The 12,778-nt window shown below is 50.6% G+C and carries 12 protein-coding genes; all 12 read left to right on the top strand.

Annotated elements, in window-relative coordinates:
* The first annotated feature begins 18 nt into the window (after positions 1–18).
* The 12 genes from GF409_02930 (at position 19) to gatA (ending at position 12,776) form a co-directional block, all read left to right on the top strand.
* Positions 19–966, top strand: coding sequence for a hypothetical protein (locus GF409_02930; GenBank protein ID MBD3426167.1), 948 nt, complete (start codon positions 19–21; stop codon positions 964–966).
* A gap of 17 nt (positions 967–983) precedes the next feature.
* Entirely contained in the window at positions 984–2,243 is a 1,260-nt protein-coding gene (locus GF409_02925) for a glutamate-5-semialdehyde dehydrogenase (protein ID MBD3426166.1), read from the top strand.
* A gap of 12 nt (positions 2,244–2,255) precedes the next feature.
* Positions 2,256–2,825, top strand: a complete 570-nt coding sequence (locus GF409_02920; GenBank protein MBD3426165.1) for a nicotinate-nucleotide adenylyltransferase — start codon at positions 2,256–2,258, stop codon at positions 2,823–2,825.
* A gap of 317 nt (positions 2,826–3,142) precedes the next feature.
* Positions 3,143–3,526 carry a ribosome silencing factor gene (gene rsfS / locus GF409_02915; protein ID MBD3426164.1) on the top strand — a complete coding sequence of 128 codons (384 nt, stop codon included), beginning with the start codon at positions 3,143–3,145 and terminating at the stop codon, positions 3,524–3,526.
* Positions 3,496–5,190, top strand: a complete 1,695-nt coding sequence (locus tag GF409_02910) for an arginine--tRNA ligase (protein MBD3426163.1) — start codon at positions 3,496–3,498, stop codon at positions 5,188–5,190. Before rsfS ends, GF409_02910 begins: the two co-directional genes overlap by 31 nt.
* 44 nt (positions 5,191–5,234) lie before the next feature.
* A complete protein-coding gene (mfd, locus tag GF409_02905) occupies positions 5,235–7,154 on the top strand; it encodes a transcription-repair coupling factor (GenBank protein ID MBD3426162.1) in 1,920 nt (639 codons plus the stop codon).
* Positions 7,155–7,222: 68 nt separating this feature from the next.
* Positions 7,223–8,101: a hypothetical protein gene (locus GF409_02900; protein MBD3426161.1), complete on the top strand. Its 879-nt coding sequence runs from the start codon at positions 7,223–7,225 to the stop codon at positions 8,099–8,101.
* A gap of 21 nt (positions 8,102–8,122) precedes the next feature.
* The gene (locus GF409_02895; protein MBD3426160.1) at positions 8,123–9,088 is read left to right on the top strand and encodes a hypothetical protein; all 966 of its coding nucleotides are present in this window, start codon (positions 8,123–8,125) and stop codon (positions 9,086–9,088) included.
* Positions 9,066–10,088, top strand: a complete 1,023-nt coding sequence (pdxA, locus tag GF409_02890; protein ID MBD3426159.1) for a 4-hydroxythreonine-4-phosphate dehydrogenase PdxA — start codon at positions 9,066–9,068, stop codon at positions 10,086–10,088. The genes GF409_02895 and pdxA overlap by 23 nt, the downstream gene beginning before the upstream one ends.
* Positions 10,089–10,105: 17 nt before the next feature.
* Complete coding sequence (gene rsmA, locus GF409_02885) at positions 10,106–10,951, top strand: ribosomal RNA small subunit methyltransferase A (protein ID MBD3426158.1); 846 nt, start codon at positions 10,106–10,108, stop codon at positions 10,949–10,951.
* Positions 10,952–11,002: 51 nt separating this feature from the next.
* Positions 11,003–11,320: an Asp-tRNA(Asn)/Glu-tRNA(Gln) amidotransferase subunit GatC gene (gene gatC, locus GF409_02880; protein MBD3426157.1), complete on the top strand. Its 318-nt coding sequence runs from the start codon at positions 11,003–11,005 to the stop codon at positions 11,318–11,320.
* A gap of 1 nt (position 11,321) precedes the next feature.
* Positions 11,322–12,776 carry an Asp-tRNA(Asn)/Glu-tRNA(Gln) amidotransferase subunit GatA gene (gatA, locus tag GF409_02875; GenBank protein ID MBD3426156.1) on the top strand — a complete coding sequence of 485 codons (1,455 nt, stop codon included), beginning with the start codon at positions 11,322–11,324 and terminating at the stop codon, positions 12,774–12,776.
* Positions 12,777–12,778 lie beyond the last annotated feature (2 nt).

Genomic DNA, 12,778 nt, shown 5'->3' with positions numbered 1-12,778 from the left:
CGGTGAAAGAGGCATTAAATGCGGGGCATATACGAAAAAGGTTTTAATGGCAATAATGCCGCGATATCCAAGAAGGCAGCCGTTAATATTTACCAGAAGTTCAGTATAGCGTTCGCCCTCATGAGCGTTATCCCGCTGCTGGCCCTGTTCTATCTGATCACCGGTGAGCTGGGGTCCGTGAACGTGCTTATCGGCAATATCGGTCTTATACTGGCTCTGGCTCTTTTGATATCCCTTCTTGGACTCGTAGAACTGCGGAAAGCCTACCAGGAGAACCTGGTTGACCGGCGGGAGGTCTACAGGTCGGCTAAGATGAGTTCGTTGGGAAGGCTGATAGCCGAGGTGGCGCATGAAGTGAACAATCCTCTTCAGGCTATCCTGGGACGGGCCAGGCTTTCTCTGCTGGAAGGGGGGCACGATAGAGCGACGGAGCAGAATCTCAGGATCATTATCGATGAGTGCAATAAAGCAAAAGAGGTTACACATAAACTGCTCATGTTCTCGGCTCCCAGGAAGAACACCGTGAAGAAGACAGACGTGAACGAAACGGTTGAGACCGCAGTAAAGGTCTTTCGTAACGAATTCCACCGGGAGGACATAAAGATACTGGAGAGATACTCGAAAAAGTTGCCGGAACTTATGATGGATAAATACGAGATCTGTGACGTGGTGGTCCATCTTCTGAAGAATTCGGTTGATGCCATGCCCGCAGGTGGCATCATAAAGGTTGATACGAGAAAAGAGAACGGATACGTGAGGATAGACGTAGCGGACACGGGCGAGGGAATACCCGAGGAGGACATTGAAAAGCTGTTCGACCCGTTCTTCACCAGCAAAGGAGGCGGCAAAGGGGTGGGGCTGTCTGTCTGTTACGGTATAGTTAAAGCGCATGACGGGGACCTGAAGTACAGCAGCATTACAGGCAGAGGCACCATGGCCAGCCTCTTTCTTCCATTGAGGGGTTGAAAACGAGGAAGGGAAAAATGGATCACACGAAGACCATGAAGAGTATAACCGAAAAGGCGCGCAAAGCATCCGCGGTGCTGGGCGTAATGCCCGCCGGATCCAAGAACCGCGTGCTTGTTTCGATGGCAGAAAGCATACACTCCGCCAGGGACAGGATAAAAAAAGCCAATGAGGCCGACCTTGCCGGCGCTGAACAAAAAGGAAAAAGCAAGGCGTTCATTGACCGGCTTGAACTTACCGATAAGCGGCTGGAGGGTATGTCCCGGATGTTAGAGGACGTGGCCGGACTTACTGACCCGGTAGGCACCGTTCTTGAGCAGGTAAAGCGACCCAATGGTCTCATCATCGAGAAAGTACGCGTTCCGATCGGCGTAATAGGCATAATCTACGAGTCCAGACCTAACGTTACTTCCGACTGTATAGCACTGTGCCTTAAATCGGGCAATTCCGTTATACTCAGGGGCGGCAGTGACGCGATAAATACAAACAAGGCTATATACGAGGCCATGGCGACCGCTGCCAGGCAGGAGGGGCTCGACGAGGGGGCTTTCATCCTCGTTGAGGATACTTCACGGGATCTTGTCGATGCCATGCTCAAAGCGACTGGCGGGATAGATCTTATCATGCCCCGTGGAGGCGAATCTCTTATCAATGAGGTCGTCGAAAAAAGCAGGATACCTGTGATAAAGCATTACAAGGGGATATGCCACATATATGTAGACCGGGAAGCGGATCTCGAGATGGCCGAGCGGATATGCTTGAACGCGAAGGTCCAGAGGCCGGGGGTTTGTAATGCGATGGAGACCATGCTCGTCCACGAAGGCATAGCGGATGGGTTCCTGGACTCGATCTGGCGTAAGATGAAGGGCGAGAACGTGAAGTTCAAAGGGTGCGCCAGGACCAGGCAGATACTGCCGGATGAGATCGAGGAGGCTACAGAGGCGGATTATGCCACCGAATGGCTGGATCTTATCCTTAACGTGAAGGTGGTAGCTTCCCCGGAAGAGGCCATGGAACATATCAAAAGATTCGGCTCCGGTCATTCCGATGCCATCGTGACCGAAGATAAGGGCGTCGCGGAAAAATTCCTGAGAGAGGTCGATTCGGCGGCGGTTTATGTCAATGCTTCAACCAGGTTCACCGACGGGGGTGAGTTCGGCAAGGGTGCGGAGATCGGCATATCCACCGACCGGCTTCACGCGCGAGGCCCGATGGGGCTCGAAGAACTTTGTACGTATAAATATATCGTAAGAGGAAGCGGCCAGATAAGGTCCTGATAGGGAGGGATAATGAAGATAGGATTGCTCGGAGGCACTTTCAATCCCATACACACCGGACATCTGATACTCGCCCAGGAATGTTGGTCGCAGCTTGTGCTCGATAAGGTGATATTCGTTCCCGCTTTCATGCCCCCGCACAAGCAGATGGAAAAAGATGTCTCGGCCGCGGACAGACTGAACATGCTGCGAATGGCCCTTGAGGAGGACGACCGATTCGAGATATCTACCTACGAAGTTGACAAGGAAGGCGTCTCCTATTCGATAGACACGGTAAGGTACATGAAGAAGAAATATCCCGATGGCGATATCTTTTTCCTGACAGGCGCCGATTCGGCAGAGAGCCTCTCCATGTGGAAGGAGATCGAAGCCTTGCTCGAGGAGAGCACTTTCGTCATAGCTTCAAGACCCGGATGGGGAGATAACAGCCCCTACGAAAAAAAGATCAAGCGGATAATAATCCCCTCGATCGAGATATCGTCCAGCGACATACGGCAGAGGATCGGGCAGAGGAGCCCCATCGATTATCTTACCCCAAGGCAGGTCGTCAGGTATATCCGCAACAAGGGGCTTTACCGGTAGGAGCTTTCTGAGTTTATAGTGTATTTTGTTCTTATCTTGAACTTTGGGTATGAGTATGATACACTTTACCTATCATGCTCGTTCATTATTAAAATCGTTCAAGGAGGTTTTCCATGGCAGAAGGTTATTGTGTAAAATGTAAGGCCAAGAAGGAAATGAAGGACGCCAAAGAGGTAACCATGAAGAACGGTAGGAAAGCCGTAAAGGGCAAATGCCCCGATTGCGGTACCGGCATGTACAGGATATTGGGAAAATAAATTTTGAATGCTTTCCAGATCGCCCCGACAGGCGGCTTTCAGAGTATATTCATTCGTTAAGTGAAGAAACTAACACCTTTGTCTAAAGCCAGGTTAATTGCGCGCATAGCAGCTGAGAAAAAAGGGGAGAACATCGTGATCATGGACATGAGGCGTGTGTCCATGATGTGTGATTGGTTTGTCCTTGTCAGCGCGGGGTCTTCCAGGCGGATCAACACCATTGCTAATACCCTCCAGAGGGAACTGTCCAAGAAGAAGATCTCCGCCACGCGCGTTGAAGGCAAGCAGAACCAGTACTGGGTCTTGCTTGATTTTAGTGATGTGGTGGTCCATATTTTCCATGAACAGATAAGGGATTTTTACGGACTTGAAAGACTGTGGTCCGATGCTCCAATAGAACGGTTTAACAACAAATGCTTGGTAAAGACCTCTCCAGAAGAATAGCCGAAGCTCTTTTTAAGGCATGCCGGAATTATTTCCAGAAAAACCTACCAGATAAAGATTTCCCGGAAGAAACGGATGTTGCCCTCCAGCTTACACGTGATATTAAGCATGGTGATCTCACTTCCAATGTAGCCATGCGCCTGGCTTCCCGGGCGGGCATGAACCCTGCCCAGCTGGGCAAGGGGATAATTGGCGAGTTCGAACAGCAGAGCCGGAAAGACGGCATATCAGAATTTATCGGTGAAGTGGCGCTTGCCGGAGGGTTCATAAATCTCCGCTTTTCGGAAGACTATTTCCACAAACTCCTTGTCAATATCGAACAGCAGAGGGAAGACTTCGGAAGAAGCGACGAGGGGCATGGCCAGCACGTCAACCTTGAATTCGTAAGCGCCAATCCCACCGGACCCCTGACAATAGCCCACGGCCGCCAAGCTGCGATAGGCGACGCGCTTTCCAGGATACTCCGTTTCATGGGGTATCAAGTAACAAATGAATACTATCTGAACGATTACGGCAGGCAGATACGCCTTCTCGGGGAATCCGTCAAGGTTCGCTACCGGAACCTGTGCGGCAGGCAAGAGGATATGCCTGAGGACGGTTATATGGGTGATTACATCATCGATATCGCCAGAGAGATAAAGGAGCAAAAGGGCGAGGCCATGCTCGGAGATGATCGGCAGACTGACCGGTTCTTCCAGGATCACGCGGTAAAATACATGATGGGCCTTATCGAGAAGGACCTTGAGGATTTCGGAGTGAGCTTTGATACATGGACCAGCCAGGCCGGGATAGAAGAGCGTAAAGAGGTCGAACAGGCCCTTTCGCTCCTTGAGGAAAAAGGATATATATATGACAGTGAGGGGGCCAGATGGTTCGCTTCAAGCCGGCTGGGCGATGACAAGGACAGGGTCGTTGTCAAAAGTGACGGCTCTTATACGTACCTGGCACCCGACATAGCGTATCACATGGATAAATACAGCCGTGGCTACACAAAGCTCATAGATCTATTGGGCCCTGATCACCACGGATACATAAAACGCATGAAAGCGGCCGTTCAGGCTCTGGGGCATGACAGATCCAGCCTGGACATACTGATAGTCCAGCTTGTCACCCTCTTGAGGGGCGGCGAGGCCGTTTCGATGTCGACCCGCAAGGGCGAATTCATAAGCCTGCGGGAGATACTCCAGGAGATAGGAAAGGACGTTACGCGTTTTTTCTTTCTTTCCAGGCGGCTTGACAGCCATCTCGATTTTGATATTGAGCTGGCTAAAAAGGAATCGGCGGATAACCCCGTCTTCTATATGCAGTACGCGCACGCGAGGATCTGCAGCATAAAGAAACATCGTGAAGAGAAACTGCCGGAGCTGTCCTTCGAGAGCACTCAATTGGAACTGCTTAAGGAAAAGCAGGAAAGGGCTCTCATGCGCAAGCTCGGCGAGTTTCCGTTCGCGGTCAAGGCGAGCTGCGAGGCGCTTGAGCCGAACCGCCTGATAGTTTATCTCAACGAGCTGGCGCGCAGTTTCCATTCTTTTTATACCGAGTGCCGTGTGGTCTCCGATGACGAAGAGCTTTCCAAGGCGAGGTTAATACTCGTTGAATGCGTCCAGATAGTCCTTGCTAACGGGCTCGGTCTTCTGGATATCGCTCTTCCTGAGAAGATGTGAGGAACTTAATTATTCCCTGGCCTTTCTAAACGGAACCATTTTATATGTTCGATTCCCTTAAATTCTACGTCAATGAAACTGTCGATCCTGGGGAAGTGGTGCGTCTTTTGGACAACTACGGCTATACCCGATGCCGGAAGGTGTCCACTGAGGGGGACTACAGCGCCGTGGGGGAGATATTCGTCATATACCCGGTAACCTTCGAGTATCCGGTGAGGGTAGACCTTACCGAAGGCAAGGTGAGGTCCATTAAAAGCGTGGACCTTGTCTCATTCAAGACCATCACCGAGCACAAGGGTGTCATAATACTTCCCGTGGGCGTACTCAGGAAGACAAGGGTGAAAAAGGAGCCCATAGAGATGGCCGAACAGCCCATCGATTCCTTCGTGGATATCGAACCGGGTGATTTCGTGGTTCACATCGATTACGGGATAGGCAAATATCTGGGCATGCAGCGGATGAGGCGCGACGGCAAGTTCCGGGACTATTTCGTTCTGGAATACCGCGACGGTGACAAGCTTTACGTAAAGAACAGCGAACTCCACAAGCTTCAGAGGTATATTTCCTTTCACCGCCGACCGCCGAGGCTTAACCTCTTAAGGGGCAAGGGCTGGGCCGCTGCCAAGAAAAAGGCCACAAGGGGCGCCGCCAGGAGGGCAAAGGACCTTTTGAACCTGCAGGCGAAAAGGGAAAGCGCAACCGGATACGTATTCAGCAAGGATACCGACTGGCAGCAGGAAGTGGAGGAAGCTTTCCCCTATAAAGAGACGCCCGACCAGCTTAAAGCCACCAGGGACGTCAAACGCGACATGGAAAGCCCCAGGCCCATGGACCGTCTTTTATGCGGTGATGTCGGCTACGGTAAGACTGAGGTCGCTTTCAGGGCTGCTTTCAAGGCTGTAATGGACAACAAGCAGGTCGCATTCCTTGTTCCCACCACCATCCTTGCCGAGCAGCACATGAACACTTTTTCAAGAAGATGCAAAGGTTACCCGGTCAATATAGAGATGCTCAACCGGTTCAGGACCCAGGCGGAACAGACGCGTATCGTCAATAACCTCAGCGAGGGCAGGATAGATGTTATCATCGGCACTCACAGGCTTCTTTCGCCGGATGTCAAGTTCAAGGACCTGGGTCTTCTTATAATCGACGAAGAACAGAGGTTCGGCGTAAAGCACAAGGATAAGATAAAACGCATGAGGGTCGATGTTGACATACTCACTCTCACGGCGACCCCGATACCCAGAACGCTGTATCTTGCGCTCATGGGCGGCAAGGATATCTCTGTTATCGAAACTCCGCCTCTTGAGAGGATACCTGTGGAGACCGAAGTGGTAAGTTACGACAAGAAGATCATACGCGACGCGCTTAAAAGGGAGCTGAAAAGAGGAGGGCAGGCCTATTACGTGCATAACAGGGTGGATACGGTAGATAAGGTAGCTTCCGATGTCAGCAGGCTGGTTCCCGAGGCCGAACTTGTCGTGGCCCATGGACAGATGAGCTCCCGTACTCTCGAGCAGACTATGCTCAAATTCATAAAAGGTGAAATAGACGTTCTGGTGTGTACCACTATCATCGAATCGGGAATTGATATACCGAACGCCAATACCATGATAATCGATAATGCCGACAAGTTCGGTCTGGCAGACCTTTACCAGCTGAAAGGCCGCATCGGCCGGTTCGATCGCAAGGCTTACGCTTATCTTGTCGTCAAAGACCTTTCTACCTTGACCCACGAAGTGCAGACAAGGCTCAACGCCATAAAGAAATATCAGCAGCTCGGTTCGGGCTTCAAGATAGCCATGAGGGATTTGGAAATGAGAGGAGCTGGGAACATCCTGGGCGTCGAGCAGAGCGGGTTCATAGACCAGGTGGGATTTGACCTTTACTGCCGGCTGCTCAAGGAGGAGATAACGCATCTGAAGAACAAGGGATATACCTACGAACCCGGAGGTGCCGGTTAAATCTGCTTGAAGGCTTAACCTTATTCTGATATCATAATCAATGTAACTGACCGGGTAAAACCATAATTATGCTTATAAATAAATATTCCATATCCATATCGGCGGTTCTTTTGTCGTGTTTAGCGTTTTGTTTCTCAGGATGCACCGGTGGGTCCGAAAAGGGGACTGTAATAGCCAGTATAGGTTCCTCTGAAATAACCCTTGATGATCTCAACGAAAGGATATCCAACCTTCCGCCAAGATACCGCCAGATAGTACAAAAACGCAAAGATGAGTTCCTTGAAGAGATAATCAATGACAAGCTGTTGTACCAGGAAGCGGTCAGATCGGGACTTGCCAAGGAGAAGGACGTCCAGGAAGTCATTCAACGGGCCAAAGAGAAGATACTCATAGCAAGGCTCCTGAAAGATCGAGTAGAAGACCCGATAGAGGTCACAGATGAAGAGATACTGGAATTCTACAACACCAATAATGACAAATACATGACTCCGGAGATAATGAGAGTATCACACATACTCGTTCCATCCGAGGCTGAAGCCGAAGCGATACGCGCTCGTATAGCTTCGGGTGAGGATTTCGAGGCTATCGCCAGGGCCAAATCGGTGGACCCTACAGCCCAGAGAGGAGGCGATATCGGTTATTTCCCCAAGGGACAGTTGATGCCGAAGTTCGAACAGGCCTGCGCAGAGCTGGATGTTGGCGAGGTGAGCGGGGTGGTAAAGACAAAGCTGGGGTACCACATAATAAAGCTCACCGACAGGAAACCGCCCGAACTAAGGCCGCTTGACCAGGTGAAGGATGATATTATCTCAAAGTTGAGAACTATCGAGAAGCAGCAGAGATTCAATGAACTAATGACCGAGCTCAGGGAGAAGACCAGCATAAAGATTAACGAGGAGGCCCTGGCCGGTGATTACACGACAGAAGGCGACGTACGAACAGAATAAAACCTATTAAAGGAGGACGTTATGCAATTGGCTGAACTGTTAAAATATCTGAGAACAGCCGTTTTCGGCATATTCGCCGTCGCGCTTTGCGCTACTGCCGATGCGGTGGTCGATAAGGTCATCGTTGTTGTCAACGATGAAGTAGTAACACAAAGGGAGTTCGACAGGATGTTCATCCCGGTCAAGCGCAGTTACGAAGCTAATTTTAAGGGCGCGGAACTCGAGAGGCGCGTAGAAGCCGCGCGCAAGGGACTTCTTGAGCAGCTCATCAACTCAAAACTCGCTGTCAGCCTTGCGAAAAAAGACAAGATCAAAGTGGACGAGGATGAAGTCCAGGACCGCATAGATACAGTCAAGGAATATTACGCCTCTGAAGAAGAGTTTCTTCAGGCTCTTGACGATAAAGGGACTAATCTTACCGAGTTCAAGAAAGAGATCCGCGACCAAATGCTTGCCCAGAAACTCGTTGAAAAAGAGGTCGCCTCGAAGATAGTGATAACTCCCGGGGACCTTCAGGAGCTTTATACAAAGAACAGGGACAAGCTCATAGCGCCTGAAGCGGCTAAAGTGAGAAGTATAATGATACGCAAAAAGGATGTTGCCGGTGACGAGTCAGGCAGGCAGAAGATGAAAGGTATCATAGAGCAGCTTGATGAAGGTAAGGATTTCGCTGATATGGCCAAAGAGGTCTCAGAAGGACCTTATGCGCAGAACGGTGGCGATATGGGATATGTTCCAAAGGGACAGACCCTGCCGGAGATAGACGAAGCCATCTTTTCCCTTGGGGAGAACGAAAGGTCCAGAATGATCGAAAGCCCGGTGGGATATCACGTTTTCCTTGTTGAGGAAGTAAGAGAATCCCGTCCGCTCGAGTTCGATGAAGTAAGCGATTTCCTAAGGCAGCAGCTTTACGGCAAGAGGTTCCAGGAAGAGCTTGTAAAATGGCTCGAAGAAAAACGAAAAGATGCTTATATCTCCTACAAATAAGCCCCAGATATTCATTACCATGGGGGATCCCTCGGGCATCGGACCTGAGGTCATAGCAAAATCAATGGCAAGCCCTGCTCTCAAAGGGCTTGCTGTTTTTATAGTGTTCGGTGACATGGATGTCATGGCGCGGGCCGCTGAGACGTTCGGTAGAGGCTCGTTCAGATTAAGAAAACTGGAAAACACCGAAAGCCAGGCCGATCCGGACGAAGAGGCCGTCAACATAATAGATCCGGGTCCGCCTCTGGCCAATTCGCGATATGGTCAACCGACGAGGGGGGGAGCCGAAAAAACCCTCAGCTGTCTGGATGCGGCAGTGGATATTATGAGAAGAAGTTCCGCCGAGACCCCGAAGGCGCTGGTGACAGCCCCGGTCAACAAGGAAAAGATCGCCGAAATACATCCCGGTTTCGTGGGGCATACCGAGCATCTTCAGAAGGCTTACGGGTCCGCTCTGGTTACCATGGTGCTGGTCGGTGAAACCCTGCGGGTGGTACCCGTAACAAGACATATACCACTCAGGGAAGTGGCGTCAGCGCTTTCAGTCGACCTTATCGCCGACACCTTGGAGCAGGTCGCATCGAACAGACGCATGATCACTGGCGGCGAGGATGCAAAGATCGCTGTTGCAGCTCTGAACCCGCACTGCGGGGAAGGTGGCAAGATAGGCACCGAAGAGATAGACGTGATCGCGCCCGCTGTTGAGAGGGCCCGTAAATTTTACGAGAATATCGAAGGCCCCGTATCGGCTGACGTGGTTTTTTATAAAGCGCTGCAGAAAAAAGTCGATATCGTCGTATCAATGTACCATGACCAGGGTCTTTCCCCTTTTAAGATGGTTGATTTTGATAACGGGGTCAACATGACGCTGGGTCTGGGGCACGTGAGAACTTCACCGGACCACGGGACCGCGTTCGACATAGCCGGCAAGGATCAGGCCAGTTCTTCTTCAATGGAACAGGCGATCCGGCTCGCAGTCCGCGCGATAAGTACCGCCTAGAGCATTTTCCCGGAAAAATGGACCTTAAAGAATTAAGACAGATATGGAGAGAACACCGTTTCGATCCCAAAAGATCCCTCGGGCAGAACTTTCTCATTGATAATAACGTGAAAGAGAAGATCCTTAACAGCCTGTCCCTGGTGGAAAACTCGACCGTCATAGAGATAGGCCCGGGTTTCGGTATCATGACCTTCGAGCTGGCTGGTATGTGCGGTCGGCTCATAGCCGTGGAAAAGGACTCGAAAATATGCGATATAATGAAAGAGCTTTTCGATGAGAAGGATAATATCGCTGTCATTAACGCGGACGTCCTTGAGACGGACCTGTGCGCTCTGGCGGGCAAGGCCGGGAAGGTGACCGTTTACGGCAATATCCCGTACTATATTTCCACGCCCATCGTGCAAAAATTGATAGAGAGCAGAATCTGCGTGGGAAATGCTTATCTGGTCACGCAGGAGGAACTCGCTAACAGGATGGTAGCATCTCCCGGTTCGAAGGAGTACGGTTCCTTAAGCTGTTTTGTTCAGTTTTATGCCAGGTGCAAGAAACTGTTCAGGATCAATAAAAACTGTTTTTTTCCCAGGCCCAAGGTCAATTCAAGTTTACTTTCTTTCACAATGCTTGAAGAGCCCAGCGTCCGGGTAAATGATTCGGTGCTTATGTTCCGAATAATACGCAAAGCCTTCTCCCAGAGGAGGAAAAAAGCAGTGAATTCACTTTCCAGCGGTCCATTTCTCCCGGTCGAAAGAAGCACATGGCAGGAGGCGTTTGTCTCTTGCGGGATCGATCCGGCAAGCCGCGCGGAGGTTATCTCCCTCGAAGATTACGCCAGGTTATCTGATCTAGTAGGGACTTTATTATAGCACATACGTTATATTGACTTTTATATATTAATATGATAGGGTAGGGTCAATATGGATAAAAAGGTCAGTAAAAAAAGGATCACCGAGCAGACCGTCCGTTATGTGGCGGCTCTTTCCAGGATCGAGCTTGATGAGGCGGAAACGGCCAGTTACAAGGACCAGCTTTCGGATATCATAGGTTATATCGAACAGCTTGGCGAAGTTGATACTGACAACACTTTGCCCACGACCCATGTTCTCCCTTCGATGAAGAACGTTTTTCGTGAAGATGAGCTGAAAGAATCCCTTTCTCCGGATGAATTCCTGGGTAATGCTCCGGAAAAACACGGGAACTTTTTCAAGGTGCCTCGTATAATACAAAGTTCATAAGATGCAGGACATCCTATCCAGTTTCGAACATTACCATAAGTGGCTGAGGGAACACGAAGAGCCTGTCGCTGAAACGGCGGGTTTTCTTACTGACAGGATAAGGCAGATCGAACCGGACATACACGCTTTTATCCGACTGGACAAGGAGAGGATCGTGTGCAGGGGCCGTTCGCTTGATGAGAGGTCTCAAGGAGGTGCTCTGTGGGCCGTGCCGGTAGCTATCAAGGATAATATATGCATAAAAGGCGAGCTTACCACGTGTGCTTCACACATTTTGGATGGTTTCAGGCCGCCGTACAATGCTACGGTCATCGAAAAACTGCTTGCTGAGAACGCGTTACTCTTTCCCGGGGCGAACATGGATGAGTTCGCTTTCGGTTCTTCCTGCGAAACATCCTTTTACGGCCCTACCAGAAACCCTTGGGACCTTTCCAGGATACCCGGCGGTTCCAGCGGCGGATCCGCAGCATCTGTTGCCAGTGGCGAAGTGGCCGCTGCGCTGGGATCTGATACGGGCGGTTCGATAAGGCAACCGGCCGCGATGTGTGGTGTGGTGGGGTTCAAACCGACCTACGGGCGCGTCTCCCGTTACGGGCTTATAGCTTTCGCTTCCAGCCTGGACCAGATAGGTCCGATAACCCGAAACATCTCTGATTGCGCTAGGATGCTAGAAGTAATATCCGGTTATGACGCGAATGACTCCACTTCCGTTGATAGTCCTGTTCCCAAGTATACTGAAAGTCTGGGCAAACAGATAAAAGGCATGACTATCGGTCTGCCGGAAGAGTACATGGGAGAAGGCATCGACGAAGATGTCCGACGGAGCGTTACCGAGTCTGTGGATGTCTTGAAGAGGCTCGGCGCCAAAATAATCGATATTTCACTGCCCCATACCAAATACGCCGTTAGCTGTTATTATATAATCGCCCCAGCCGAAGCCAGTTCCAACCTCGCACGGTTCGACGGGGTCCATTACGGCTATAGAAGCCCGAAGTCGGATGACCTGATAGATATGTATGTCAACTCAAGGAGTGAAGGCTTCGGGAAAGAGGCGAAAAGAAGGATACTTCTTGGGACATATTCTCTCAGCAGCGGTTATTACGACGCGTATTATCTTAAAGCTCAGAAGGTGCGCACGAAATTATCCCAGGATTTCGACAGGGCGTTCTCCGAATGTGATTGCATCGTTACTCCTACGGCGCCTAACACGGCGTTCAAGATAGGCGAACGCATGGATGATCCCCTCATGATGTATTTATCAGATGTATTTACTATCCCGGCGAATCTTGCCGGATTGCCCGCGGTTTCCGTTCCCTGCGGCCAAGATCGGAACGGTATGCCCGTTGGTCTTCAGTTGATGGCCCGGCCCTTTGACGAGGAAGCCTTGATAAAGGTTGCACATGCTTTTGAAAGCGAAACAGCGTATCACAAGATGTTCTCAGGAGGTTGCGGATAGAT

This window comes from Candidatus Omnitrophota bacterium, from assembly GCA_014728045.1.
GTDB lineage: Bacteria > Omnitrophota > Gorgyraeia > Tantalellales > Tantalellaceae > WJMH01.
This window is presented reverse-complemented; position numbering and strand designations above follow the sequence as displayed.